The 24,409-nt window shown below is 73.2% G+C and carries 25 protein-coding genes and 1 pseudogene; 6 read left to right on the top strand and 20 right to left on the bottom strand.

What is annotated here, in order from left to right; all coding sequences use genetic code 11:
- Window positions 1-39: 39 nt before the first annotated feature.
- From BV907_RS08020 to BV907_RS08000, 5 genes are all read right to left on the bottom strand, one after another.
- A complete protein-coding gene (locus tag BV907_RS08020) occupies window positions 40-591 on the bottom strand; it encodes a molybdenum cofactor biosynthesis protein MoaE (protein WP_077489199.1) in 552 nt (183 codons plus the stop codon).
- Window positions 581-1,039, bottom strand: a complete 459-nt coding sequence (locus BV907_RS08015) for a MogA/MoaB family molybdenum cofactor biosynthesis protein (RefSeq protein WP_175637414.1) — start codon at window positions 1,037-1,039, stop codon at window positions 581-583. The genes BV907_RS08020 and BV907_RS08015 overlap by 11 nt, the downstream gene beginning before the upstream one ends.
- Window positions 1,040-1,146: 107 nt before the next feature.
- Complete coding sequence (gene moaC / locus BV907_RS08010; protein ID WP_077489197.1) at window positions 1,147-1,710, bottom strand: cyclic pyranopterin monophosphate synthase MoaC; 564 nt, start codon at window positions 1,708-1,710, stop codon at window positions 1,147-1,149.
- Complete coding sequence (locus BV907_RS08005; RefSeq protein WP_077489196.1) at window positions 1,698-2,972, bottom strand: molybdopterin molybdotransferase MoeA; 1,275 nt, start codon at window positions 2,970-2,972, stop codon at window positions 1,698-1,700. Before BV907_RS08005 ends, moaC begins: the two co-directional genes overlap by 13 nt.
- The gene (locus BV907_RS08000) at window positions 2,969-4,600 is read right to left on the bottom strand and encodes a molybdopterin-dependent oxidoreductase (RefSeq protein ID WP_077489195.1); all 1,632 of its coding nucleotides are present in this window, start codon (window positions 4,598-4,600) and stop codon (window positions 2,969-2,971) included. Before BV907_RS08000 ends, BV907_RS08005 begins: the two co-directional genes overlap by 4 nt.
- A 103-nt stretch (window positions 4,601-4,703) precedes the next feature.
- On the opposite strand from BV907_RS08000, the gene moaA reads away from it, so the two are divergent.
- The 5 genes from moaA (at window position 4,704) to BV907_RS07975 (ending at window position 9,153) form a co-directional block, all read left to right on the top strand.
- Entirely contained in the window at window positions 4,704-5,843 is a 1,140-nt protein-coding gene (gene moaA / locus BV907_RS07995) for a GTP 3',8-cyclase MoaA (RefSeq protein WP_077489194.1), read from the top strand.
- A 14-nt stretch (window positions 5,844-5,857) separates the two neighbouring features.
- The gene (locus BV907_RS07990) at window positions 5,858-6,133 is read left to right on the top strand and encodes a MoaD/ThiS family protein (protein ID WP_077489269.1); all 276 of its coding nucleotides are present in this window, start codon (window positions 5,858-5,860) and stop codon (window positions 6,131-6,133) included.
- 77 nt (window positions 6,134-6,210) lie between these two features.
- Complete coding sequence (locus BV907_RS07985) at window positions 6,211-7,311, top strand: LolA family protein (protein WP_077489193.1); 1,101 nt, start codon at window positions 6,211-6,213, stop codon at window positions 7,309-7,311.
- A complete protein-coding gene (locus tag BV907_RS07980; RefSeq protein ID WP_077489192.1) occupies window positions 7,308-8,309 on the top strand; it encodes an ABC transporter ATP-binding protein in 1,002 nt (333 codons plus the stop codon). Before BV907_RS07985 ends, BV907_RS07980 begins: the two co-directional genes overlap by 4 nt.
- A complete protein-coding gene (locus BV907_RS07975) occupies window positions 8,296-9,153 on the top strand; it encodes an ABC transporter permease (protein WP_077489191.1) in 858 nt (285 codons plus the stop codon). Before BV907_RS07980 ends, BV907_RS07975 begins: the two co-directional genes overlap by 14 nt.
- On the opposite strand, the gene BV907_RS07970 is transcribed toward BV907_RS07975, so the two are convergent.
- The 10 genes from BV907_RS07970 to BV907_RS07930 form a co-directional block, all read right to left on the bottom strand.
- Window positions 9,154-9,384 carry a hypothetical protein gene (locus BV907_RS07970; protein WP_077489190.1) on the bottom strand — a complete coding sequence of 77 codons (231 nt, stop codon included), beginning with the start codon at window positions 9,382-9,384 and terminating at the stop codon, window positions 9,154-9,156.
- A gap of 145 nt (window positions 9,385-9,529) precedes the next feature.
- Window positions 9,530-9,739, bottom strand: coding sequence for a hypothetical protein (locus BV907_RS18810; protein WP_175637410.1), 210 nt, complete (start codon window positions 9,737-9,739; stop codon window positions 9,530-9,532).
- Window positions 9,740-9,901: 162 nt separating this feature from the next.
- Window positions 9,902-11,266 carry a M16 family metallopeptidase gene (locus BV907_RS07965; RefSeq protein WP_077489189.1) on the bottom strand — a complete coding sequence of 455 codons (1,365 nt, stop codon included), beginning with the start codon at window positions 11,264-11,266 and terminating at the stop codon, window positions 9,902-9,904.
- A gap of 3 nt (window positions 11,267-11,269) precedes the next feature.
- Window positions 11,270-13,549, bottom strand: coding sequence for a polyribonucleotide nucleotidyltransferase (locus BV907_RS07960; protein ID WP_077489188.1), 2,280 nt, complete (start codon window positions 13,547-13,549; stop codon window positions 11,270-11,272).
- 239 nt (window positions 13,550-13,788) lie between these two features.
- Entirely contained in the window at window positions 13,789-14,058 is a 270-nt protein-coding gene (gene rpsO / locus BV907_RS07955; protein ID WP_077489187.1) for a 30S ribosomal protein S15, read from the bottom strand.
- Between the two features lie 197 nt (window positions 14,059-14,255).
- Window positions 14,256-15,275, bottom strand: a complete 1,020-nt coding sequence (locus BV907_RS07950) for a bifunctional riboflavin kinase/FAD synthetase (RefSeq protein WP_077489186.1) — start codon at window positions 15,273-15,275, stop codon at window positions 14,256-14,258.
- Window positions 15,276-15,308: 33 nt separating this feature from the next.
- Window positions 15,309-15,764: a hypothetical protein gene (locus BV907_RS07945; protein ID WP_245827851.1), complete on the bottom strand. Its 456-nt coding sequence runs from the start codon at window positions 15,762-15,764 to the stop codon at window positions 15,309-15,311.
- On the bottom strand, window positions 15,761-16,132 hold the full coding sequence (locus BV907_RS07940) for a hypothetical protein (protein WP_077489185.1): 372 nt from the start codon (window positions 16,130-16,132) through the stop codon (window positions 15,761-15,763). Before BV907_RS07940 ends, BV907_RS07945 begins: the two co-directional genes overlap by 4 nt.
- The gene (gene truB, locus BV907_RS07935) at window positions 16,129-17,034 is read right to left on the bottom strand and encodes a tRNA pseudouridine(55) synthase TruB (RefSeq protein ID WP_077489184.1); all 906 of its coding nucleotides are present in this window, start codon (window positions 17,032-17,034) and stop codon (window positions 16,129-16,131) included. Before truB ends, BV907_RS07940 begins: the two co-directional genes overlap by 4 nt.
- A gap of 22 nt (window positions 17,035-17,056) precedes the next feature.
- Complete coding sequence (locus BV907_RS07930; protein ID WP_077489183.1) at window positions 17,057-17,542, bottom strand: nucleoside deaminase; 486 nt, start codon at window positions 17,540-17,542, stop codon at window positions 17,057-17,059.
- A 153-nt stretch (window positions 17,543-17,695) separates the two neighbouring features.
- On the opposite strand from BV907_RS07930, the pseudogene BV907_RS07925 reads away from it, so the two are divergent.
- A pseudogene (locus BV907_RS07925) lies at window positions 17,696-18,538 on the top strand (ScyD/ScyE family protein); the annotation flags it as partial.
- A gap of 72 nt (window positions 18,539-18,610) precedes the next feature.
- Here the strand turns inward: BV907_RS07925 and rbfA are convergent.
- The 5 genes from rbfA to rimP all read right to left on the bottom strand — a co-directional run bounded on the left by rbfA (window position 18,611) and on the right by rimP (window position 24,339).
- The gene (gene rbfA, locus BV907_RS07920; protein WP_077489181.1) at window positions 18,611-19,093 is read right to left on the bottom strand and encodes a 30S ribosome-binding factor RbfA; all 483 of its coding nucleotides are present in this window, start codon (window positions 19,091-19,093) and stop codon (window positions 18,611-18,613) included.
- 117 nt (window positions 19,094-19,210) lie between these two features.
- The gene (gene infB / locus BV907_RS07915) at window positions 19,211-22,087 is read right to left on the bottom strand and encodes a translation initiation factor IF-2 (protein ID WP_077489180.1); all 2,877 of its coding nucleotides are present in this window, start codon (window positions 22,085-22,087) and stop codon (window positions 19,211-19,213) included.
- Between the two features lie 224 nt (window positions 22,088-22,311).
- On the bottom strand, window positions 22,312-22,575 hold the full coding sequence (locus BV907_RS07910) for a YlxR family protein (protein WP_077489179.1): 264 nt from the start codon (window positions 22,573-22,575) through the stop codon (window positions 22,312-22,314).
- Between the two features lie 157 nt (window positions 22,576-22,732).
- Window positions 22,733-23,701, bottom strand: a complete 969-nt coding sequence (gene nusA, locus BV907_RS07905) for a transcription termination factor NusA (RefSeq protein ID WP_077489178.1) — start codon at window positions 23,699-23,701, stop codon at window positions 22,733-22,735.
- Complete coding sequence (gene rimP, locus BV907_RS07900; protein WP_077489177.1) at window positions 23,701-24,339, bottom strand: ribosome maturation factor RimP; 639 nt, start codon at window positions 24,337-24,339, stop codon at window positions 23,701-23,703. Before rimP ends, nusA begins: the two co-directional genes overlap by 1 nt.
- Between the last annotated feature and the right edge of the window lie 70 nt (window positions 24,340-24,409).

Here is a 24,409-nt window from a genome sequence, read left to right as displayed (position 1 = left end):
AATCGCGGCTGCACCGCGACCCGGCCCGAGGGCCGGCCCTCAGCCGAGCGCTGCCACCCACTCGGAGCCGCCGTCGTCGAAGAACTGCTCCTTCCAGATCGGCACCTCGGCCTTGACCCGGTCGACCAGGTCCGAGCAGAGCCGGAAGGCCTCGCCGCGATGGGCGGAGGAGACGGCGCAGACGAACGCGGCGTCGCCCACCTTGAGCTCCCCGATCCGGTGGGCGATCCACACGCGCATGGCCCGCTCGGAGTCGCCGAACGCGGCGCGGTGCTCGCCGATGACGGCGTCGACGACGCCGCGCAGGGTCGCCCCGGCGCTCGGGTGCGCGGTGTAGGAGAGGCGGTCGACGCCGCGGCCCTCGTCGTGGTCGCGGACCACGCCGGAGAAGAGGACGACGGCGCCGGCGTCGGGCGCGTCGACGGCCGCCCGGGCGGCGCGTTCGTCGAGCGGCTCGAGCGTCACGTCGGCGCGGACGATGACGACAGCGGCGTCGGGCGCGGTGCCGTCAGGCCCGACGCCCTCGGCCGGCCCGGTGCCCCCGAGGGGCGCAGTGCCCTCTGCGCCGCTGGTGTTTGGTTCAGTGGCCATGGGTTCCCTCCAGTTGGTCGCAGACGTGCCCGAGGATCGGGTCGAGGACCCCGAGGCCGTCCATGACGCCAGCGGGCGAGCCGGGGAGGTTCACGATGAACGTCCGTCCCGCCGCGCCGGCGTGGCCGCGCGTCAGGACCGAGGTGCGCGCCTTGTGGCTGCCCACGCGGCGGATGGCTTCGATGACGCCGGGGACCTCGCGGTCCAGGAGCGGCAGGGTCTCCTCGGGCGTCGTGTCGTCCGGGCTCAGGCCCGTCCCGCCGCTCGTGATAATCACCGCGGGGCCCATCGCCAGGAGGGCGCGGAGGGCCGCACCGACCGACGGCCCGTCCGGCACGACGGCCGTGGGGATGATCTCGAAGCCGTGCTCGGCGAGCCAGTCGGCGATGACCGGCCCTGTCTGGTCCTCGTACACGCCGGTCGCGGCCCGGGTCGAGGCGATGACGATCCCGGCGCGCCGGCCTTCCCCGGCGTCCCGGGCGTGCTCGTGGCCACCGTGCTCGTGGCCACTGTGCTGGTGGCCGGCGTGCTGGTGGCCGGCGTTCTCGTGCTCGTTCACTGTCCCTCCCCCTGCCCGCTGCGCCCTGGCCCTTCGAGCCTCCAGTCCCCGCTCTTCCCGCCGCTCTTGGCCAGCACCTTGATGTCCGTGATGACGGCGTGCCGGTCGACGGCCTTGACCATGTCGTAGACGCCGAGCGCCGCGACGCTCGCGGCCGTGAGGGCCTCCATCTCGACCCCCGTCACGCCGCGCGTCTTGACCGTGGCGAGCACGCGCACCGCGTCCTCGGCGAGTTCGAAGTCGACGGTCACCTTGGAGATCGGCAGCGGGTGGCACAGCGGGATGAGGTCCGGCGTCCTCTTGGCCGCCATGATCCCGGCGACGCGGGCGACGGCGAGCGCGTCGCCCTTGGGCAGGCCGCCCTCTGAAAGGAGCGCGACGACGTCGGGCCGCGTCGCGAGGACGGCCTGCGCGGTCGCCTCGCGGCTGGTCACGGCCTTGTCCGCGACGTCGACCATGTGGGCGCTGCCGTCGGCGCGCACGTGGGTGAGGCGGGGGGCGCTGTCCGCCGGGGTGGCATCCGCGGGGGCGGGGGTAACGGGGTCGTTCACGTCAGCCATACTTCCACGTCGGCCCCGGCGGGCAGCTCCGTGACATCCTCGGGGACCATGACGAGGGCGTCCGAGGCCGCGAGCGCGCCGAGCAGGTGCGAGCCCGGCCCGCCGACGAGCTCGGCCGTCGCGTCCGGGCGCAGCCGCGCCCGCCGCACCTGGAGCTTCCCGGCCGGGGACTCGAGCGGCCCGGCGAGCGGCACCCGGAGGCGGCGCCGGGCCTGGGGCGCGCCGAAGAGCTCGGCGAGGACCGGCCGGACGAGCACCTCCCACGAGATCCAGCAGCTCACGGGGTTGCCCGGGAAGGCGATGACCGGAAGGCCACGGAACGTCCCGAGGCCCTGCGGCCCGCCGGGCTGCATCGCGAGGTGGGAGAACTCGACGTCGTGCCCCGCGAGCGCGAGCTTGGTCGCCTCGAAGGCGCCCTGAGAGACGCCGCCGGTCGTGATGACCACATCGGGGCGCCTGCCGGCCTCCGCCTCGGCAAGGTCCGTGAGCTCGGCCAGGAGCTCGGCCGGGTCGTCGCTGCGCACGACGGCCGAGCTCGCCTGCATCCCCGCCTCGGCCAGGGCGGCCCAGAGCAGCGGCCCGTTCGCGTCGTGGATCTGGCCCGGTTCGAGCCGCCCGCCGGGCGGGGCGAGCTCCGCCCCCGTGCTGACGATCGCGACGCGCAGGGGCACGCGGACGGGGACCCGGGAGAGCCCGAGGCCCGCGGCGAGCCCGATCTGGGCCGGGCCCATGCGGGTGCCGGCGGGGAGCACGATCGCGCCCGCGGACACGTCGCTCCCGGCGCGCCGCACGAAGGCCCCCGGGGACACGTGCGGGAGGGCGACCGTCCCGCCCTCCTCCGGGAAGCGGGAGGGCACGGCCCGCTCGACGGGCACGACGGCGTCGGCCCCCTCGGGCAGCATCGCCCCGGTCATGATCGGGGCGGCCAGGCCCGCGCCGAGCGGCGCCGGAACGGCCCCCGCGGCGATCGGGGCTGCGACCGTGAAGCGACGCTCGCCGTCGGCGGCGCCCCCGAAGTCCGCCGAACGCACGGCGAAGCCGTCCATCTGGGAGTTGTCGAACGGCGGCAGGCTCACGGGCGCGGCGAGGTCCTCGCCGAGCGCGGCGCCGAGGGCCTCGTGCAGCGGCCACTGCTCGGGCGCACGCTGCGCGAGCGGCCCGAGCAGGTGGGCGATCCGGGCCCGGTGCTCCTGGACGCTCCGGTGCGCATGGGCGCCGCGGTGCTCCCGGCGGTGCTCTCCCCGGTGGGGCTGTGGACTCATGTGGCCTCGATCGTGATCGTGTGATGCCCTGTCGCGCCGTCGGGCGCGGGCGGGGCCGTCCGGTCGGTCTGGAAGGCCCCCGTCTCGTCGGCGGCCCGGACCGTGATCCGATGGGTTCCCGGATCGAGCTTGACCTCCGAGGCCCATTGGTACCACGTGTCGGTCGAGATCCCGGCGCCGAGCCGCGCGGGCTGCCACGCGCCGTCGTCCACCCTGAGCTCGACGGCCGTGATGCCGCGGTGCTGCGCCCACGCGACGCCGCCGACGGCGACGGTGCCGGCGGCGACGCGCGCGCCCTGCCGGGGCGTGTCGATGCGGGAGGCGGTCTTGATCGGGCCGCGCTCGCTCCACCCGCGCGTGCTCCAGTAGGCGAGGTCCTCGGCGAAGGTCGTGACCTTGAGCTCTGAGACCCACTTCGTCGCGGACACGAAGCCATAGAGGCCCGGGACGACGAGGCGGGCGGGGAAGCCATGCTCGGGCGGGAGCGGCTCGCCGTTCATGCCCACGGCGAGCAGCGCGTCGCGGCCCGGGTCGGTGAGCGCCTCGAGCGGGGTGCTGGCCGTGAACCCGTCGACGCTGCGCGAGAGCACCATGTCCGCGCCGGGCAGGGGCCCCGCGCGGGCGAGGAGTTCGCGCACGGGCCAGCCGAGCCACAGGGCGTTGCCCACGAGGTCACCGCCCACGGGGTTCGACACGCACGCGAGGGTCACGTGGCGTGCCACGAGGGGCTGGGCGAGCAGCTCGTCCCACGTGAGCGTGAGCGGCCGCTCGACGAGCCCCGTGACCGTGAGGGTCCACCCGGCGGGCTCCACCGAGGGGACGACGAGCGCCGTGTCGATCCGGTAGAAGTCCGGGTTCGGCGTCACGAGCGGCGCGACACCGGGAACGCCGAGGTCCGCCCCGGCCGGGACGGCCTCGGCCGGCCCCGCGGGGGCGGGGAGACGGAGGGCGTCGCGCGCCGCGGTCGCACGGACGGCGGCGGCGCGGACGACCGCCGCCACGGCGCCTCCCAGCGCGACCGCGGCGGCCGTGCCGGTCAGCGCCCGCAGGAAGCCGCGCCGGGGAAGGGCGCCCCGGACGGGTGGGCCGGATGCCGGCGGGCCCGCCTGGGCCTCGCGGCGGAGCCTGCCGACGAGCCAGCGCACGAGGGCCATCGCGACCGCGCCGGCGGCGAGGGCGCAGGCCCATGCTCCCGGGGTCGCCAGGGCGCGCGTCGCCACGGCCGCGAGACCGACGGCTCCGATGGCCCCGGCGAGGGCGACGCCGACTCCCGGCCGGCGCAGCTCCGCCACTCCAGCCGCGGCGCCCAGGAGGGCGAGGAGGATGCCGATGGAGGCGACGAGGAAGGCCTTGTCCCCCGTGCCGAAGACGGCGACGGCCCAGTCCTTCGCGGCAGGCGGGGCGAAGTCGACGACGGCGCCCCCGACAGCGGTGACCGGGCTCAGCGAGGGGCTCGCGAAGGCCGCGACGAGCTCGCCCGCGAGGACGCCCGCGAAGGCCGCGACGAGCCCCGTGAGCGCGGCCCACGCGCCCGGGCGGGCCGGAGTTCCCTGGGTCCGTGGCGTGGCCGCGTGCGGGCCGGCGCGCGGGGCACTGCCCGGACCACTGCTGGGATGGCTGGCTGCCATGCCTCCAGCATAGGCTCGGCGTCCGACACCGTTCGCGCGGACCGGCCGCCGGAATGTGGACGGGGGCAGACCACGGGCCGGGTCTCTGTCGTACCTTAGATATATGACAGTTCAGCTCGGCATCCCGGCAGTGCGCGGCGGGGCCGCGCGGGCCGCCGGGGCGCCCGCTGCGGGACCCACCGTCGACCGCCCCCAGCTCTCCGGCCTCGCCGACCGCTACGGCCGCGTCGCCACGGACATGCGCCTGTCCCTGACGGACAAGTGCAACCTGCGCTGCTCCTACTGCATGCCCGCAGAGGGCCTCCCCTGGCTCGCCAAGGACGCCGTGCTGACTGCCGAGGAGATCGTGCGGCTCGTGGGCATCGGCGTCGACCGGCTCGGCGTGCGCGAGCTGCGCCTCACGGGCGGGGAGCCGCTCGTGCGGGCCGATCTCGTCGAGATCATCGCCGCGCTGCGCGCGGCCCACCCCGACCTGCCGATCGCGCTCACGACCAACGGCGTGGGCCTCGACGCCAAGGCCGCGGCCCTGGCGGCCGCGGGACTGACCCGGATCAACATCTCCCTCGACACCCTGCACCCGGAGACCTTCGCACAGCTCACGCGGCGGCCGTTCTTCGATCGCGTCCTGGCTGGCATCGAGGCCGCCGACGCCGCGGGCCTGGGCCCGATCAAGATCAACGCGGTGCTCATGCGGGGGATCAACGACACCGACGCCCCCGAGCTGCTCGCGTGGTGCCTCGAGCGCGGCTACGAGCTGCGCTTCATCGAGCAGATGCCGCTCGACGCCGACCACGGCTGGACGCGCGACGGCATGATCACCGCGGCCGAGGTCCGCGGGATCCTCGGCCGCCGCTTCAGCCTCGCCCCGGACCCCCGCGCGCGCGACGGCGCGCCCGCCGAGCGCTTCGAGGTGCGCCCGCTCGCCGGGCCGGCCGACGGCGGCCCTGCCGACGAGGTGCCGCTGGGCATCGTGGGCATCATCGCGTCGGTCACCGAGCCGTTCTGCGCGGACTGCAAGCGCACCCGGATCACGGCCGAGGGCAAGGTCATGAGCTGCCTCTTCTCGCACGACGAGGTGGACCTCCGCCCCTTCCTGCGCTCCGACGCCGGCGACGAGGCCGTCGCGTCGCTGTGGCAGGACGCGATGTGGCTCAAGCCCAAGGCCCACGGCATGGACCACACGGGCCTCGGGGCCCAGGACTTCGTGCAGCCGGACCGGTCGATGAGCGCGATCGGCGGCTAGGGAGCGACATGCAGATCACCGTGCGGTACTACGCCGCGGCCCAGGCCGCGGCCGGCGTGGCCGAGGAGCCGCTCGAGGCGGCCGACGGCGCGACCCTCGCCGAGGCGCTCGAGGCCGCGCTCGCCGTCGACCGCAGCGCCCACCGGGCAGAGAACAGGGGCGCGCCCCCGCTCGCCGACGTGCTGCGGCGCTGCTCGTTCCTCGTCAACGAGGTGGCCGCGAAGGACCGCACTCGGGCCCTCGCCGACGGGGACGTGCTCGACGTGCTGCCGCCCTTCGCGGGCGGCTAGCCTCACAGGAAACTCCCGGGGACAGGATCCCGCCACAGGCGTAGCGTGGAAGCACAGCGTTCGGGAGGTGGCTTGCCATGCGCGGCTGGCGTCGGTGGATCCCCGCGGCGGCCGTGCCCGCCGCGATAGCGGTGGGCCTGCTCGCGGGCGGAGCCTCCGCGGTGGTGGCACCGCCCCCTCCGGCCACGCCCGAGCAGGTGCTCGCCCTCGTCGCGGGCAACGCCACGAGGACTGACGCGCGGCAGTTCTCCGGCACGCTCGAGCAGCGGACCGACCTCGGCCTCCCGGCCATCCCCGCCCAGACCCTCGGGCCCGGCTCGGGCGGCCCGGCCACCGGGCCGGAGGCCGCCGTCCTCGAGCTGCTCACGGTCCCGCACACCGCCCGCGTGTACGCCGACGGGCCGGAGCACGTGCGCGTCCAGGTCATCGACCAGCTCGCCGAGCGTGACCTCGTCCGCAACGGCCGGGACGTGTGGACCTACGACTCCAAGGCCAACGCCGTCATGCACGCCGTGCTCCCAGACCGGACGCTTTCCCACGGCTCCCCCGGCGCGACGGCTCCGGCCGCGCCCACGGCCTCGCCCGACGACCTCGCCCGCCGGCTCCTCGCCGCGGCCGACCCGAGCACCGAGGTCACGCTCGGCGCGCCCGTCGTCGTGGCCGGGCGCAGCGCGTACGCGCTGGTCCTGACGCCCCGGACCGCCGGGACGCTGGTCGACCGGGTCCAGATCGCCGTGGACGCCGCCAGCGGAATGCCGCTCGCCGTCGACGTCTATGCGAAGGGCCAGGCCGTGGCGGCTTTCCACGCCGGGTTCACGTCCCTGTCCTTCGGCGCCCCCGACCCGGCGCTGTTCACCCTCGTGCCGCCGCCCGGAGCGACCGTGACCGAGAAGCAGATCCCCGCGGACGCCGTCCCGCCGCACGCCGGCACGTCGCCCGGCGACCATCCGACGCCGGACGTCGGCCACGCCCCCGGCTGGGACGCGATCGCCGTCATCCCCGCGGACAGGGTGCCGCCGGACGTCCTCGCGTCCCCGCTCGTGCAGCAGCTTGCGGTGCCCGCGGCGCGCGGGCGGCTGCTCTCCTCGTCCCTCGTGAACATCTTGCTGGCCGACGACGGCCGCGTCCTCGTCGGGGCCGTGCCGGCCTCGGCGCTCGAGGCGGCGGCCGCCCGGTGAGCGGTCCGGGGGGCGGCTCAGGGGGCGGCGCGGCCATCCGCACGGACGCGCTGACCAAGCGCTTCGGCGCGCACACGGCCGTCGCGGGCCTGGACCTCGAGGTCCCGCGCGGGGCGGTGTTCGGCTTCCTCGGCCCGAACGGCTCGGGCAAGACGACGACGATCCGCATGCTCCTCGGGCTCGTCTCCCCGAGCGCCGGGCGCGCCGAGGTGCTCGGCGAGCCCATACCGGACGCGCTGCGGCGCGTCCTGCCCCGCGTCGGCGCGCTCGTCGAGGGACCCGCCTTCTACCCGTTCCTGAGCGGCCGGGCGAACCTCGAGCGGCTCGACACCGCGGACCCGCTCGCGCCCCCGCGCACGCGCGCCGCGCGGGTCGCTGCCGCCCTTGAGCGGGTCGGCCTGAGCCACGCGGCGCGCAAGCGCGTCCACGCCTACTCCCTCGGCATGAAACAGCGGCTCGGGCTCGCGGCGGCGATCCTGCTGCCCCGCGAGCTGCTCGTGCTCGACGAGCCGACAAACGGCCTCGACCCGCAGGGCACGCGCGAGGTGCGGGCGCTCATCCGCTCGCTCGCGGACGACGGGACCACGGTCTTCGTCTCGAGCCACCTTCTCGCCGAGGTCGAGCAGATCTGCTCGCACGCGGCCGTGCTGCGGGCTGGTCGCCTCGTCGCGCAGGCCGAGCTCGGGGCGCTGCGCGAGGGCGCGCGGTTCCGGTTCGAGGTGCGCACGCCGGACGCCGCTGAGGCGGCCGAGGTGCTGCGCCGCTTCGGCGTCGAGCCCGAGCCCGCGGGCCCCGGAATCGTGGCGGGCGTGGCCGCCCATGCCCTGGATGGCGGCGGCGCGGACCGTCCCGCGCACGACGGCGTGCCCCCGCCTGAGGCGGTGGTCGCGGCGCTCGTCGCGGCGGGGGTGCGGGTCCGGGGGTTCTCCGCCGGGGCGGGAAGCCTCGAGGAGCGGTTCGTCGAGCTCACGGGAGAGGGCTTCGATGTCGCGGGCTGAGGCGGGGGCGGAGCCCCGGCCGGCGGGCCCCGCGACGCTGCGGCTGCTGGGCTCGGAGCTCGGCATCCTGTTCCGGCGCTGGCGGACGTGGGCGATGTTCGGCGCCCTCGCCGCCGTCCCCGTCCTGATCGGGCTCGCGGTGAGGTTCTCGGGCCGGCCGCCGAGCGGGCGCGGCCCGGCATTCCTGAACCAGGTCACGGAGAACGGCCTGTTCGTGGGCGTCGTCGCCCTCGTGGTCTGCACGCCCCTGTTCCTGCCGCTCACCGTGAGCGTCGTCTCAGGGGACACCATCGCCGGGGAGGCGAGCCTCGGAACCCTGCGCTACCTGCTCGTCGCCCCCGCCGGGCGGGTGCGGCTGCTCGCGGTCAAGTACGCATCCACCGCGCTCTTCTGCGTCGCGGCGCCGCTCGCCGTCGTGCTCGGCGGCACGGCGACGGGCCTTGTCCTGTTCCCTCTCGGGCAGGCGACGCTCCTGTCCGGCGCGGTGATCGGCCCGGGCGAGGCCTTCGGGCGCCTCCTGCTCATGGCGGGGTACTCTGCCGTCTCGCTCCTGGGGCTCGCCGCGATCGGGCTGTTCGCCTCGACGCTCACGGGGGTCCCGGTCGGGGCGATGGCAGCGACGGCGGTCCTCGCCGTCGTCTCCCAGATCCTCGGCGCGCTCGACCAGCTGGAGTGGCTGCACCCGTGGCTCTTCACGCACCACTGGCTCGGGCTCGCGGACTTCCTGCGTGAGCCGGTCGCGTGGGACTCGCTCGGGCAGAACGCCCTGCTCCAGGCCGGCTATGCGGCGTTCTTCGCCGCGCTAGCCTACGGCCGGTTCACGACCAAGGACATCCTGGCCTGACTAGTCGCGCGGCGTGAGCTGGTGCGCCCGCATCGTCGTGTGGGTCCGGTGCGTCCGGCCGGAGGCGCCGGAATCCTGCCACGGGGCCAGGACGTACAGCGCGTTCAGGCGGACCGTCACCCAGCCGGAATGGTGGGAGACGTTCTCTACTTTGCCCGTCGCGCAGCCACCGAGGGGCGTGTCGTACCACTCGACGGTCTGACCGACGCGGAGTTCGCTCGTTGAAGCCATGATGTCTCACCGTTCCTGTCCTGTACTTGGCGGCAGTGGCCGCTCGTGGGTTGTGCGGATGGTGCCCGGCGGGCCCCGGCGCGCCATTGCGCCGGCGGCCACACCTTCAGGGGCAGCATGTGGGGGCTATGAGTGTCCAGGAGGCTCAGCCGAGGAACGGGGCGTCGCCGGGTCCCAGCGCGGAGAGGTTCACGTTCAGGTCCGCGCCGCGCTCGATGGCGACCCCTCCCTCGGTCGGGAGAGACATCCAGCCGTCCCCGGAGGGGCGGGGGCTCGGAGCGTGGAAGCCGTAGTCGGATTCCAGCGAGTGCCGCTGGGCCATCTTCCGTTGTGCGCAAAGTGTTCGAGACTTCATGATGTTCACCCCTTCGGTTTCCTCCAGTGTGCGCCGCAAACAGTTGATTGTCAACAATCTACTTTCAACTAGCCGACTATTTTCGAGATTCGGCTCACAAAGCACCTGACCCCGCATCGACGGTGTCGATGCGGGGTCAGCTCTCAACGATGCGGGGTCAGATCAGAGGGCGAGGCCGAACGTCTCCGACTCCTCGAACGGGCCCACGACCGTGACCGTGCGCGGGGACGTGGCGAGGACCCGCGCGAGCTCCTGGACCTCCTCCGCCCGGACGGAGGCGATCCGGGACAGGGTCTCCTCGATGTCCTGGAACTCCCCTGAGACGAGCTCGGCGCGGCCCAGGCGGGACATGCGCGAGCCGGTATCCTCGAGCGCGAGCACGATCCCGCCCGAGAGCTGCCCGACCGCCTTGCGCAGCTCCTCCTCGGTGATGCCGTCCTCGGCGAGCTTCGTCAGCTCGGTCTCCATGAGGGAAAGCACCTGCGGGACCTTCGCGGGCGAACACCCGCCATAGATGCCGAAGTACCCGGCGTCCGCGTACGCCGAGGCGAACGAGTACGTCGAATAGACGAGGCCGCGCTTCTCGCGGATCTCCTGGAAGAGGCGCGAGGACATGCCGCCGCCGAGGACCGCGTTGAGCACGCTCATGACGTATCGGCGCGGGTCCGTCGCGGTGATCGACGGGCAGCCCATGATGACGTTGGCCTGCTCCACCTGGCGCCGCACGACGGTCAGCCCGGGGCGGCCAGTGATCTCGGCCGCCACGGTTGAGCGCCGTGCCACGGGGGGCACGGCATCCTCGAGGTGCCAGCCCGCGCCCTGGAGCGCCTCGAGGACGAGCCGGCACACGGCGTCGTGCTCGAGTCCCCCCGCCGCGGTCACGACGAGCTCGGAGGGGCGGTAGTAGCGGCGGTAGTGCTCCCACACGGAATCGCGCGGGACGGCGCGGATCGCCTCGGGGGTGCCGCCGATCGGCCGGCCGAGCGGGTGCTCGCCGAGGACGGCGGCGACGAAGTGCTCGTGGGCGACGTCCGTCGGATCATCGCTGTCCATCGCGATCTCCTCGAGGATCACGTCGCGCTCCTGCTCGAGCTCGCCGGCATCCAGCACTGCCGAGGTGATCATGTCCGCGATCACGTCGATCGCCATCGGCAGGTCCGTGTCGAGCACGCGCGCGTAGTAGCACGTGCTCTCCTTGGCCGTGGCCGCGTTGGACTCGCCGCCGACCTCGTCGAACGCCGAGGCGATCTCGAGCGCCGTCCGGCGCTGGGTCCCCTTGAACAGGAGATGCTCGAGGAAGTGCGTCGAGCCGTGCTGGCCCTCGGCCTCGTCACGCGAGCCGACGCCGACCCAGAAGCCGATCGCCGCCGACCGCTGGCCGGGCATCGCCTCCGTCAGGACGCGGACGCCCCCGGGCAGGACGGAGCGGCGCACGACGGCGCCGCCCTCCTGCCCGAAGACCGTGGTCGATGCGGGGGCACCGTCCACGAGCTGGCCAGCGGTCAGCGGCAATTCGACAGTTGCCATGCCTCAGGCGTCGGCAGCCGCGGCGTTTGCCTGCTCGGCGTCGGCCTGCTCCGCCTCGGCCTGCGCCGGAGCCTCGTCAGCGGACTCGGCCTCGGCGATGACCGGAGAGAGGGAGAGCTTGCCGCGGTCGTCGATCTTCGTGATCTCGACCTGGACCTTCTGGCCCACGGAGACCACGTCCTCGACGTTGTCGACTCGCTTGCCGCCCGCGAGCTTGCGCAGCTCGGAGATGTGCAGGAGGCCGTCCTTGCCCGGGGTGAGGGAGACGAACGCGCCGAAGGTCGTCGTCTTCACAACGGTGCCGAGGTAGCGCTCGCCCACCTCGGGCAGCTGCGGGTTGGCGATCGCGTTGATCGCCGCGCGCGCGGCGTCGGCCGAGGAGCCGTCGGTCGCGCCGATGAGCACGGTGCCGTCGTCCTCGATCGAGATCTCGGCGCCGGTGTCCTCCTGGATCTGGTTGATCATCTTGCCCTTGGGCCCGATGACCTCGCCGATCTTGTCCACGGGGATCTTGATCGCGATGATGCGCGGGGCGAACTCGGAAAGCTCGTCCGGGCCCTCGATCGCGGCGTTGATGACCGAGAGGATGTGCAGGCGCGCCTCGCGGGCCTGCTTGAGCGCGGCGGCGAGGACCGAGGCCGGGATGCCATCGAGCTTCGTGTCGAGCTGGATCGCCGTGACGAACTCGGACGTGCCCGCGACCTTGAAGTCCATGTCGCCGAACGCGTCCTCGGCGCCCAGGATGTCGGTCAGGGCCGCGTAGCGGGTCTGGCCGTCAACCTCATCGGAGACGAGGCCCATCGCGATGCCCGCGACGGGCGCCTTGAGCGGCACACCGGCGTTGAGCAGCGACAGGGTCGAGGCGCACACGGAGCCCATCGAGGTCGAGCCGTTCGAGCCGAGGGCCTCGGAGACCTGGCGGATCGCGTACGGGAACTCCTCGCGGGACGGCAGCACCGGGACGAGCGCGCGCTCGGCGAGTGCGCCGTGGCCGATCTCGCGGCGCTTCGGCGAGCCGACGCGGCCCGTCTCGCCCGTCGAGTACGGCGGGAAGTTGTAGTTGTGCATGTACCGCTTGTGCGTCTCCGGGGAGAGCGAGTCGATCTGCTGCTCCATCTTGAGCATGTTGAGCGTCGTGACGCCCATGATCTGGGTCTCGCCGCGTTCGAAGATCGCGGAGCCGTGGACGCGCGGAAGGACCTCGACCTCGGCGGTGAGCTGGCGGATGTCCGTCAGGCCGCGGCCGTCGATGCGGACCTGGTCCTTGAGGATGCGCTGGCGCACGACCTTCTTCGTGACCGAGCGGAAGGCTGCGGAGAGCTCCTTCTCGCGGCCCTCGAACTGCCCGGCGAGCTGGGCGAGGACCTCGTCCTTGAGCTCGTCGGCGGCGGCCTCGCGGTCCTGCTTGTCGGCGATCTGGAAGACCTCGGCGAGCCTCGCGCCCGCGGCGGCCTCGACGGCGTCATAAGCGTCGGCCTCGTAGTCCAGGAAGACCGGGAACTCGGCGGTCGGCTTCGCGGCGCGGTCCGCGAGGTCCTGCTGGGCCTCGCACAGGGCGCGGATGAAGGGCTTGGCGGCCTCGAGGCCCTCGGCGACGATCTCCTCGGTCGGAGCCGTCGCACCCTGCTCCTTGATGAGGTTCCAGGAGTTGTCGGTGGCCTCGGCCTCGACCATCATGATCGCGACGTCGTCCCCGGCGATGCGCCCGGCGACGACCATGTCGAACGTCGCGTCCTTGAGCTGCGAGTGCTTCGGGAACGCGACCCACTGGGTGCCCTCGGCGTCGTGGACGAGCGCCACGCGGACGCCGCCGATGGGGCCGGAGAACGGCAGGCCCGCGAGCTGGGTCGACATGGACGCAGCGTTGATCGCGACGACGTCGTAGAGCTCGTCAGGGTTGATCGCGAGGACGGTCACGACGACCTGGACCTCGTTGCGCAGGCCCTTGACGAAGGCCGGGCGCAGCGGGCGGTCCATGAGGCGGCACGCGAGGATGGCCTCGGTCGAGGGGCGGCCCTCGCGGCGGAAGAACGAGCCGGGGATCCGGCCCGCGGCGTACATGCGCTCCTCGACGTCCACCGTGAGGGGGAAGAAGTCGAAGCCCTCGCGCGGGGACTTGCCCGCGGTCGTGGCGGAGAGCAGGGCGGTGTCGTCGTCGATGTAGGCCATCGCGGCGCCAGCGGCCTGCTTGGCGAGGCGGCCGGTCTCGAAGCGCACCACGCGCTGGCCGAAGCGGCCGTTGTCGATGACGGCCTCAGAGAACTGGATCTCGGGACCCTCCATGGGAGAGCACCTCCGTTTCCGTTTCAGGGGAGGCTTTCCGGAACCCGGTCTTCGATCGAGGCCTCTCGCGCATCCGCTGTGCGGGCGCCCGGAGGGGCCACTACCGAGGACCGCAGGCTGCCGGTGCCTCCGAAGGGTAGGTCAGTACATGCTGGGACGGGCGGGCGCCCGTCCCGGAAGGGAAGCGGCCCGTGCCCCCTGTGCGCGGGGCGCACTGAAAGCGCGGGCCGCTGCCAAGACTACCGGCGCAGGCCGAGACGCTCGATGAGCGAACGGTAGCGGGCGATGTCGGTGTCGTGCAGGTACGCGAGCATGCGCTTGCGGCGACCCACGAGCGCGAGCAGGCCGCGCTGGGTGTGGAAGTCGTGCTTGTGCTGCTTCATGTGCTCAGTCAGGTCCTTGATGCGCTTGGTCAGAACGGCGACCTGGACCTCGGGGGACCCGGTGTCGCCTTCCTTCGTCGCGTACTCCTGGATGATTGCCTGCTTGACGGCGGGATCCAAAGCCATGGAAGCTCCTCGTGTCGTGCCGTGCGGCCCGCTGGACACTGCGTCCCCGGGGAACGCCGACATGCCGCCGCCCGAGGGCGGCAGACCCGGTGAGACCGGTGCCGGCGCGGCCCAGGCCGCCACGGACTGCAGCGAGGGCCACCGAGGATTCTATCCGCTCGTGCCTAGCTGTGTCGAAACGCGGCGGCTAACGGCGGCTAACTGAGCTGGCTGGTCCCGGCGAGCACGCGGCGGGCCTGCTCGACGTCGAGCTTCATCTGCTCGACGAGGGCCTCGGGCCCGCGGTAGGCGACCATGCCGCGCAGCCGCCCGACGAACTCGATGGCGACCTTCTGTCCGTACAGGTCGAAGTCCTCGACCGACTCGTCGGGCCGGTCGATCACGTGCGCCTCCACTTGGCGAGCGACGCCGGCGAAGGTCGGGTTCGAGCCCACGGAGATCGCCGCGGGCCAGCGGGTGCCGGCCTCGTCGACGAGCCACCCCGCGTAGATGCCGTCCGCGGGGATGTGCCCCGCCGCGTCGTGCTCGAGGTTCGCCGTCGGGAAGCCGAGGGCCCGCCCGCGCGAGGCGCCGTGCACGACCTCGCCGTGCATCGCGTGAGGCCGGCCGAGGATCTCCGCTGCGAGGTGCACGTCGCCCGCCTCGAGCGCCTCCCGGACCCACGTCGACGACGCGCGCCGCTCCGCGCCGTCGTCCGCGCCGCCGTGTTGGCTGCCGGCGGAGCCGGTCGGCGGCACGTGCTCGGTGAACTCCTTGACGACGACGACCTCGAAGCCGAACCGGCGCCCGAGCTCCATCATGGTGGACAGGTCCCCCGCGTTGCCCCGGCCGAAGCGCACGTCGTGGCCCACGACCACGTGGCTGGCCCGCAGCCCGTCCACGAACACCTTCCCGACGAACTCCTCCGCCGTCTGCTGGGCGAACTCGAGCGTGTAGTGCAGCACGAGGATCGCGTCGAGGCCGTACCTCGCGAGGATCGCGAGCCGGTCCTCCAGGTCCATGATGAGGTGCGGCGCCGTGTCCGGATGGTGCACGGTCGCGGGGTGCGGGTCGAACGTGACCGCCACGGTCCGGCTGCCGGCCGAGGCCGCGGCGCGCTTGAGCTCGCCGAGCACCTGCTGGTGGCCGCGGTGCACGCCGTCGAAATTGCCGATGGTGACCGCAGCGGGCCCGAAGTCCTCGGGAACCTCGTCCAGGCCGTGCCAGATCAGAACCATCGTCCTCGCCTCGTCGCCGTGAGCATCGGAAACCTAGCCTACCGGCTGGCCGTGGGGTGGGCGGCGGCCCGGCGTCACGGCCCGGCGCGGGCGGTTCACGAAGAGCCACACGAGGCCGAGCAGCGGCAGGGCCAGCGGGACGTAGCCGTAGCCGCGGCCGAAGCCGCTCCACACCGTGTCGTGCGGGAAGGCCTCGGGGGCCAGGACGCTCGCGGCGCCGATGGCCACGACGCCGACGAGCTCGAGGAGCACGGCGGAGAGCGTCACGTACCAGCTCGCGACGCCCCGGCGGGCCATCGCGACGGTCGCGACGATGTAGACGGCGGCGGCGAGCGCGCTCAGCGAGTACGCGAGGGGCGCCTCGGCGAACTTCGTCGCGATCTGGTAGCCCGCCCGGGCCGTCGAGGACACGGCGAAGATGCCGTAGACGGCCACGATGATGCGTCCGAGGCCCACGCTGCGGGCGCTCGGGGATGACTGGCGTGTCACAGGGTTGCTCCGTCCCAGATCTGCTCCATGCGGAACAGCATCACGAAGATGGTCAGCGGCACCGCGGCGAGGACGGCGTTGCTCCACCGGGTCTTGTCGGCCACGGCCCACCAGAACGCCGCGACGGGCACGAGGAGGGCCGTGAGGAGGTAGCCCCAGAATTCCCACGCCTCGCCGCGCACGGCCTCGCCGCCGGCCTGGCGGAACCCGGCGCCGACGCCGTAGGCGATGAGGAAGAGCTCGACGGCGGCGACGGACAGGATCGCGGCGTCGCCGGGGTAGGGCTTCATGATCACGGCGGCGAGGCAGATCAGGAGCGACAGGACGCACACGCCCGCGCCGACGAGGAAGAATGGGTCGGGGATCATGCGCCATCCCCGCGGGCGGCGAAGACGAGCTCGGGCTTGGCGAGCGCGCCGGCGTCCTTGAGCAGCGCGACGAGGGAGCCGTCCGGGGCAAAGGCTGCGGTGATCGTGTCTGTGTCCGCGTGGGCGCCCGCCCGGCTCGCGGGGATGCGGCGGCCGAAGGAGAGCTCGACGGCCTCGTCCTCGCTCAGCTCGCGCACGGGCAGGAGCGAGCGGGCCGCGTCGGCGAGGGGCAGGAGGGCGAAGTCCTCGGCGAGCTGCTCGAGGGTGTGCGCCTGCGCGATGCCGTACGGCCCGACCTGGGTGCGGCGCAGTGCCGTGAGGTGGCCGCCGACGCCCAGGGCCGCGCCCATGTCGCGGGCGAGGGCGCGGATGTACGTGCCCGACGAGCAGCGCACGGTCACGTCGACGTCCTGGAGCCGGCCGCCGCGGACGCGGCGCACGCCGTGGACGTCGAACGCGTGGATCGTGACGGGCCGGGCCTCGAGGGCGACGTCGTGGCCCGCACGGACCCGCGCGTACGAGCGCTCCCCCGCGACCTTGATCGCGCTCACGCTGCTCGGGACCTGCTGGATCGGGCCCGTGAGCCGGGCCGCGGCCGCGCGGATCTGGTCCTCGGTCACCGCCGCGGCGATGCGCTCCTCGAGGACCTCGCCCTCGGCGTCGTCCGTCACCGTGCTCTGCCCGAGCCGGATGGTCGCGGTGTAGGTCTTCTCGGTGCCCACGATGTAGGACAGGAGCCGGGTCGCCTTGTTCACGCCGACCACGAGGACCCCCGTGGCCATGGGATCCAGGGTCCCCGCATGCCCCACCTTGCGGGTCCCCGCGAGGCGCCGGACCTTCCCCACCACATCGTGGCTCGTCCACCCGCGCGGCTTGTCCACGATCACCAGTCCAGAAAGCACGCCTCCCAGTATATGGAGGCGTTCAGTACTCGATGCGCCCGGCGAACGCCGCCCAGGCCTCGAAGGGGCGCCCGCTGCCCGCGAGGTCGACGTGCGCGACGGGCATGAGCGAGCGGTCGGCGCCGTCGAAGTACTCGTAGAAGACGGCGTCGTCGAAGCCCGCCGCCGCGGCGTCGCGACGGTCCGCCGCGAAGTGCACCGCGCCGACCCGGGCCCACAGCGCCGCGGCCAGGCACAGCGGGCAGGGCTCGCAGCTCGCGTAGAGGACGGCGCCGTGGAGGTCGAAGTCGGCGGTCTCCGCCGCCGCCCGCCGGATCGCGACGACCTCGGCGTGCGCCGTCGGGTCGTTGTCCCGCGTGACGCGGTTCACGCCGTCGAACGTCCGCCCGTCCGGCATGACGACGACGGCGCCGAACGGTCCGCCGCCGTCGGCCACGTTCGCGACGGCGAGCCCGACGGCGCGCTCGAGGTGGCGGGCGGCATCGGGCTGGCTGGCAGGGGACGACATGGCCCCATCGTAGGCACTGCTGTGGCGAACTGTGGCCACCCGCCGCGCCACGGTCTAAGCTGCGGGCCTTGGGTGGGCGCCCCCGACGGATCCGCGGCGGTGGCCTACGCCGCCCCGGAATGGGACATTGCCTGAACCGCCTCTCGGGGCGGGACGCTCTACATCCTGCAGAGCCAAGGGGCCGGCGGCGGCGACCCAGCAGCCCTTCGCGGCTCGCTCGTGGCCATCGACCCCCAGGGAGACCAGCGGATCATCACCGACCAACTCGGCGCCTTCGAAGTGGCCAACAACCCCGACTCCGTCACCCACTACGGCCTGACCGAGCCCGCTCCGGCATGCGAGGAGGCACTCGCACCCGTCCCCTTCATCCCCCCGGCATACACGGGCCAGATCGACTCGCATCCCTACGGCCTCGCCGTGCACGGGAACACGGCCTACATGGCCGAGGCCGGGGGCAACCGCGTGCTCGCGGTGAACCTCACGACCGGCGCGATCAGCTCTGTTGCGGTCCTGCCGGCGGTTCCGACGACGATCACAGCCGAGCTGGCCGGTTCGCTCGAGGCCACCCTCGAGGGCTTCGGCATCTTCGTGGAGCTCGACGCGTGCGTGGGCGTGACCTACGGCTTCGAGCCCGTCCCCACGGACGTCGCCGTCGGCCCCGACGGATGGCTCTACGTCGCGACGCTGCCCGGAGGACCGGAGGATCCGAGCGCGGGCGCGAGAGGCGCTGTCTTCCGCGTCAACCCCATCACCGGCGAGGTCCAGGAGTGGGTCACCGGACTCGCCGGGCCGACCGGCATCGTCTTCGACGGATCCGGCAACCTCTACATCGCCGCCCTCTTCGGAGGCGCGATCTACAGGGTGCCGGCCGGAAGCCAGACGGCGGAGATCTTCCTCGAGGTGCCCTCGCCGGCGGACGTGACGGTCAGGGGCAGCACGCTCTATGCGACCACGGACGTGTTCGGGAGCGGCACGCTCGTCTCGCTCACGCTCTAGTCCCGGCACCACCGACGCCGGCGGCGCCGCACCCCTTGATGCGGCGCCGCCGGCGTCGGCGTGCGGTGGACCTCAGTCCACGGTCTCGTCCTCGACGTCGTCGAACTCGCCGCGGTCGGTGACGTCGTCCTCGGCGCCCGGCTCCTTGCGGTACGGGTCGGCGTCGCCCGCGGGCTGGGCGCCAGCGGCGAGCCGGGCCACCTCGGCGTCGCGCTCCTTGGCCTGGCGGAGCAGGTCCTCGAGGTGCGAGGCGTTGACGGGGACCTCGTCGGCGACGAACTCGAGCGTCGGCGTGAGGCGGATGGTGAGGTTGCGCCCCACCTCGCGGCGCAGGACCCCCTTCTTGGCCTCGAGCACGTCGCGGGCGCCCTGCTGGGACGCGGCGTCGCCGAAGACCGTGTAGTAGACGGTCGCGTGCTGGAGGTCGTTGGTGACGCGTGCGTCGGTGACGGTGATGGCCTCGGCGCGCTCGTCCTTGACGGCCTTGCGTAGCGCCTCCGCCACCACCACCTTGATGCGCTGCGCGAGACGCGCGGCGCGTGCCGGATCGGCCATGGGATCACTCCTGAAGGGATCGTGTGAGGGAATCGTCTGCCCGGCAGCGCTGCGGCCGGGCGTGGGAGGGACACGGAAAGGGGGTCCCGCTGGCGGGACCCCCTTCCTCGGGGACAGCTAGACGCGCGGCTTCTCCCGCATCTCGAACGTCTCGATGACGTCCTCGAGCTGGATGTCGTTGAACGAGCCGAGGCCGATACCGCACTCGAAGCCCTCGCGGACCTCGGTCGCGTCGTCCTTGAACCGCTTGAGCGACTCGATGGTCAGCTTGTCGCCGATCACCACGCCGTCGCGCAGCACACGGGCCTTCGCGTTGCGGCGGATGAGGCCGCTGCGGACGATCGAGCCGGCGATGTTGCCGAACTTGGACGAGCGGAAGATCTCGCGCACCTCGGCGGTACCGAGCTGGACCTCCTCGTACTCCGGCTTGAGCATGCCCTTGAGGGCCAGCTCAATGTCATCGATGGCGGCGTAGATGACCGAGTAGAAGCGCATGTCCACGCCCTCGCGGTCCGCAAGCTCGGCCACGCGCTCCGCCGGCTTCACGTTGAAGCCGATGATGATCGCGTTGTCGACCGTCGCGAGGTTGACGTCGTTCTGGGTGATCGCGCCGACGCCGCGGTGGATGACCCGGAGCTGGACGTCCTCGCCCACATCGATCTTGAGGAGCGAGTCCTCGAGCGCCTCGACGGCACCCGAGACGTCACCCTTGAGGATGAGGTTGAGCGTGTCGATCTTGCCCTCGGCCACAGCCTGGTCGAAGTCCTCGAGGCTGATCCGCTTGCGGCGCTTGGCCAGCTGGGCATTGCGCTCGGCGGCCTCGCGCTTCTCGGCGATCTGGCGTGCCGTGCGCTCGTCCTCCGTCACGAGGAACGTGTCGCCGGCGCGCGGCACCGAGGACAGGCCGAGGACCTGGACGGGGCGCGACGGCGTCGCGGCCTCGACGGCCTCGCCGTCCTCGTCGAACATGGCCCGGACGCGGCCGTGGGCCGTGCCCGCGACGATCGTGTCGCCGACGTGCAGGGTGCCGGACTGGACGAGCACGGTCGCGACCGCGCCGCGGCCCTTGTCGAGGTTGGCCTCGATCGCGACGCCGCGGGCGTCCTTGTTCGGGTTGGCCCGCAGGTCCAGCGCGGCGTCAGCCGTGAGCAGGACCGCCGAGAGCAGGTCGTCGATGTTCAGGTTCTGGCGCGCGGAGACGTCCACGAACATCGTGTCGCCGCCGTACTCCTCGGGAACGAGTCCGTACTCGGTGAGCTGGCCGCGGATCTTGTCCGGGTTCGCGCCCTCCTTGTCGATCTTGTTCACCGCGACCACGATCGGCACGTTGGCCGCCTGGGCATGGTTGAGCGCTTCGACCGTCTGCGGCATGACGCCGTCGTCGGCAGCGACCACGAGCACCGCGATGTCGGTCACCTGGGCACCACGGGCACGCATGGCGGTGAACGCCTCGTGGCCCGGGGTGTCGATGAACGTCAGGCGGCGCGGCTCGCCCTCGTGCTCGAACCCAATCTGGTAGGCACCGATGTGCTGCGTGATGCCGCCGTGCTCGCCCGCGACCACGTTCGTGTTGCGAATCGCGTCGAGGAGGCGGGTCTTGCCGTGGTCGACGTGGCCCATGACGGTCACGACGGCGGGGCGCTTCTCGAGGTCCTCGTCGGTCTCGGCCTCGAGCTCGGCATCGAGGTCGATGTCGAAGGACTCGAGCAGCTCGCGCTCCTCGTCCTCCGGCGAGACGACCTGGATCTTGTAGCCGAGCTCCTCGCCGAGGACGGCGAAGGTCTCCTCGTCGAGCGACTGCGTGGCCGTGGCCATCTCGCCGAGGTGGAAGAGCACCGTGACGAGCGAGGCCGGGTTCGCATCGATCTTCTCCGCGAAGTCCGTGATGGATGCCCCGCGGCGCAGGCGCACGATCGTGCTGCCGTCGCCGCGCGGCACCGACACGCCGCCGAGCGACGGAGCGCTCATCTGCTCCAGTTCCTGGCGCTTCGCGCGCTTCGACTTGCGCTGCTTGCCGCGACCGGCGCCGCCCTTGCCGAAGGCACCCTGCGTGCCGCCGCGACCGCGACCGCCCTTGCCGAAGCCGCCGCCGGCGGGACCGCCGCCACCGCCGCCGGGGGCGCCGCCGGGGCGGCCCGGGCCGCGGCCGCCGGTACCGGCGGGACGCGCGCCCGGCTGCGGGCGGTCAGTGCGGGGAGGCATCATGCCGGGGTTCGGGCGCGGGCCGCCCGTGCCGCCGGGGCGCGGGGCACCCGGACGGGGCGCACCGGGGCGCGGAGCGCCCGGGCGCGGGATGCCAGCGGTGCCGCCGGGGCGCGGGGCCGCGGGGCGGGGACCGCCGGGACGCGGGCCGCCGGGACGCTCGCCGTCGCGGCCGCCGCCCGGACGGGGCATGCCCTGCGAGGACGCGAACGGGTTGTTGCCCGGGCGCGGCGCGCGCTCGGCGTCGCGGCCTGGGCGCTGCATGCCCTGGGAGGACGAGAACGGGTTGTTGCCCGGGCGGGGACCGCCGGGGCGCGGGCCGGGCGTGGCGCCGGGGCGAGCCGCGGGACGCGGGGCCTCGGGGCGCGCGGCCGGACGGGCGCCGGGGCGCGGAGCCTCGGAACCCTGGCGCGGGGCGCTGGGCGCTGCGGGGGCCGGGCGGGACGCCTCGGCCGCGGGACGCGGGGCCTCGGCTGCGGGGCGCGGGGCCTCGGCTGCGGGGCGCGGGGCCTCCGCACGCTGTGCCGGGGCGGGACGGGTGGACGACGGCGCCGGGGCGGCCGGGCGTGAGGGCCCGGGCGTCGGTGCGGCGCCCGCGGGGCGGGCCGCAGCCGGGCGGGACTTCTCGCCGCCGCCGGCCGGGTAGGCGTCGCGAAGCTTCTTCACGACGGGCGCCTCGATCGTCGAGGACGCGGAACGCACGAACTCGCCGAGCTCGGCGAGCTTGGCGACGGCGTCCTTGGAGGTGATCCCGAGCTCCTTGGCGAGCTCGTGTACGCGGACCTTGGCCACATTTCTCCTGTCTCGGTCCGCGCCGAGCCAGGCACGGACCGTCTACTGCTTGCTGCTGGCCCCGTCAGCGAACTCATTGAACAGAGCGAACGCTGACGAGCCCTCTGCGGTGCGCACCATGATCATGGCTACGCACTCACCGGACGGGGACTCATCGGGTGTCCATCAGATTTCTGACCCGCTTTCAGCTTGGACGGTGTGGCGTTCCGGCAGATGCCGGGACGTCAGTCGCCGAAGTAGTCGTCGACCGGCGTCGCGTCCACCGGGCCTCGGAAGGCACGCTGGAACGCCCGCCGCTTGACGGCTTGCTTCAGGCATGCCCCGTCGGGGTGCAGCCACGCACCTCGACCGGGCAGGCGGCGGCGCGGGTCCACGATGACGCGCTGGGCGCCCTCAGGATCCCGGACCAGCCGGAGCAGTTCCGACCGGGCCGCGGTTCGGCGGCAGCCGATGCACGTCCGCAGGGGTTCGGCGGTGCTGCGCGTCATCCCACTGCTCTCTGTCTTGCCGCGGCCGCGGGCCGTGGCTCGATCATCGCACGATCATCATGTGCCGCCGGGCGCAAACCCGGACTTATCCATTCTAGACCCTCACCCCGCAGAACCTTGCATGCGCCACGGCGCCGCCGGCCCTGCGGGCGAGGGCTCAGGCCTGGGCGTCGGATCCGATGTCGATCCGCCAGCCCGTGAGCTTCGCCGCGAGGCGGGCGTTCTGGCCCTCCTTGCCGATCGCGAGCGAGAGCTGGTAGTCCGGCACGAGCACCCGCGCCGAGCGCGTGGCCTCGTCGACGATCGTCACGTTCGTGACCTTCGACGGCGAGAGCGCGTTGGCGATGAAGGTCGCCGGATCCTCGCTGTAGTCCACGATGTCGATCTTCTCGTCGTTGAGCTCCGTCATGACCGCGCGCACGCGCGACCCCAGTTCGCCGATGCACGCGCCCTTGGCGTTGATGCCCGGGACGTTGGCGCGCACGGCGATCTTGGTCCGGTGCCCGGCCTCGCGCGCGATCGCCACGATCTCCACGGCCTTGTCCGCGATCTCGGGGACCTCGAGCTCGAAGAGCCGCTTGACGAGGCCCGGGTGCGAGCGGGACAGCGTGATGGAGGGGCCCTTCATCCCGCGGTGCACGTCCACGACGTAGGCGCGGATGCGCGTGCCGTGGCGGTAGTCCTCGCCCGGGACCTGCTCGGGCGGGGGTAGGAGGGCCTCGACCGCGCCGAGGTTCACCTGCACCATGCTTGGGTTGTGGCCCTGCTGGATCGTGCCCGCGATGAGCTCGCCCTCACGGCCCTTGAACTCGCCGAGGACGTTGTCGTCCTCGACATCGCGCAGGCGCTGCAGGATCACCTGCCGGGCCGTCATCGCGGCGATACGGCCGAAGCCCTCGGGGGTGTCGTCGAACTCCCCGATCGGGTTGCCCTCCTCGTCGACCTCGGTCGCCCAGATGGTCACATGCCCGCTCTTGCGGTCGACTTCGGCGCGGGCCTTGTCGATCGCGCCGGGCGACTTGTGGTACGCGAGCAGGAGGGCCTGCTCGATGGTGGGGATGAGCTTGTCGACGGGGATGTCCCGCTCACGCTCCAGCAGGCGCAGCGCGCTCATGTCGATGTCCACTAGGCCTCCTCGGCGTTCTCAGTGTCAGGGTGCTCGTTGGCGTCCGCAAGACCGTCGGGCCCATCGAGGTGTGCCTCGTCGAGGTGCGCGAACTCGACCTCGACCTTGCCGCTGCGGATGCGCTCGAACGGGAGCTCGACGGGCTCGCCGGGCTTGGGCTTGACGCCCTTCTTGGCCGGGAGGTCCGGCACGAGGACGACGCCGGCGTCGGTGACCTCGCGCAGGCGCCCGGTGACGTTCTCCCCCTGGATGACGTTGACCTTGACGAGCCGGCCGCGGGCGCGGCGCCAGTGCCGCGGCTCGGTGAGCGGACGGCCCACCCCAGGCGAGGAGACCTCGAGGTCGTAGGGGCGGCTGTCGCCCGCGGTGTCGGTGTCCATGACGTCGGAGAGCTCGCGGGAGAGCTCCGAGATCGCGTCGAGCCCCACCCCGCCCGTCTCCTCGTCGGGGAGGTCGACGACGACGTGCACCGTGCGGTGCTTCCCCGCGGACTTCACGGCGACGTCCTCGAGGACGAGGCGGTGGGCCTGGACGGTCGGCTCGAGCAGTGCGTGGAGGCGGGCTTCTTCTCCGCTTGCCGGGGATGCCTGCTGTGCCTTCGACGGGCTGCCCGCCTTGGGCAGATCGGGCTCGGACATGGCGGTCCGCCTCCTTTGCTCAGTTGTCCCCCTAGCCTATCGGCTCCGGCGGCGGGTCGCGGCAGCCGCC

Source organism: Sinomonas mesophila (assembly GCF_001999765.1).
GTDB lineage: Bacteria > Actinomycetota > Actinomycetes > Actinomycetales > Micrococcaceae > Sinomonas > Sinomonas mesophila.
The sequence above is the reverse complement of the archived record's forward strand: the minus strand, read 5'-3'. Positions and strand labels throughout refer to the sequence as shown.

Coding starts and splice junctions, on each gene's coding strand:
- BV907_RS07910 (WP_077489179.1), bottom strand. CDS start 22,575: ATGACGCGCAGCACCGCCGAACCCCTGCGGACGTGCATCGGCTGCCGC.
- BV907_RS07960 (WP_077489188.1), bottom strand. CDS start 13,549: ATGGAGGGTCCCGAGATCCAGTTCTCTGAGGCCGTCATCGACAACGGC.
- BV907_RS08020 (WP_077489199.1), bottom strand. CDS start 591: ATGGCCACTGAACCAAACACCAGCGGCGCAGAGGGCACTGCGCCCCTC.
- rbfA (WP_077489181.1), bottom strand. CDS start 19,093: ATGGCCGATCCGGCACGCGCCGCGCGTCTCGCGCAGCGCATCAAGGTG.
- moaA (WP_077489194.1), top strand. CDS start 4,704: ATGACAGTTCAGCTCGGCATCCCGGCAGTGCGCGGCGGGGCCGCGCGG.
- BV907_RS07950 (WP_077489186.1), bottom strand. CDS start 15,275: ATGGTTCTGATCTGGCACGGCCTGGACGAGGTTCCCGAGGACTTCGGG.
- BV907_RS07970 (WP_077489190.1), bottom strand. CDS start 9,384: ATGGCTTCAACGAGCGAACTCCGCGTCGGTCAGACCGTCGAGTGGTAC.
- BV907_RS07965 (WP_077489189.1), bottom strand. CDS start 11,266: ATGGCAACTGTCGAATTGCCGCTGACCGCTGGCCAGCTCGTGGACGGT.
- moaC (WP_077489197.1), bottom strand. CDS start 1,710: ATGGCTGACGTGAACGACCCCGTTACCCCCGCCCCCGCGGATGCCACC.
- BV907_RS07985 (WP_077489193.1), top strand. CDS start 6,211: ATGCGCGGCTGGCGTCGGTGGATCCCCGCGGCGGCCGTGCCCGCCGCG.
- BV907_RS08000 (WP_077489195.1), bottom strand. CDS start 4,600: ATGGCAGCCAGCCATCCCAGCAGTGGTCCGGGCAGTGCCCCGCGCGCC.
- rimP (WP_077489177.1), bottom strand. CDS start 24,339: ATGTCCGAGCCCGATCTGCCCAAGGCGGGCAGCCCGTCGAAGGCACAG.
- BV907_RS18810 (WP_175637410.1), bottom strand. CDS start 9,739: ATGAAGTCTCGAACACTTTGCGCACAACGGAAGATGGCCCAGCGGCAC.
- BV907_RS07975 (WP_077489191.1), top strand. CDS start 8,296: ATGTCGCGGGCTGAGGCGGGGGCGGAGCCCCGGCCGGCGGGCCCCGCG.
- BV907_RS07940 (WP_077489185.1), bottom strand. CDS start 16,132: ATGATCCCCGACCCATTCTTCCTCGTCGGCGCGGGCGTGTGCGTCCTG.
- BV907_RS07930 (WP_077489183.1), bottom strand. CDS start 17,542: ATGTCGTCCCCTGCCAGCCAGCCCGATGCCGCCCGCCACCTCGAGCGC.
- BV907_RS08005 (WP_077489196.1), bottom strand. CDS start 2,972: ATGAGTCCACAGCCCCACCGGGGAGAGCACCGCCGGGAGCACCGCGGC.
- rpsO (WP_077489187.1), bottom strand. CDS start 14,058: ATGGCTTTGGATCCCGCCGTCAAGCAGGCAATCATCCAGGAGTACGCG.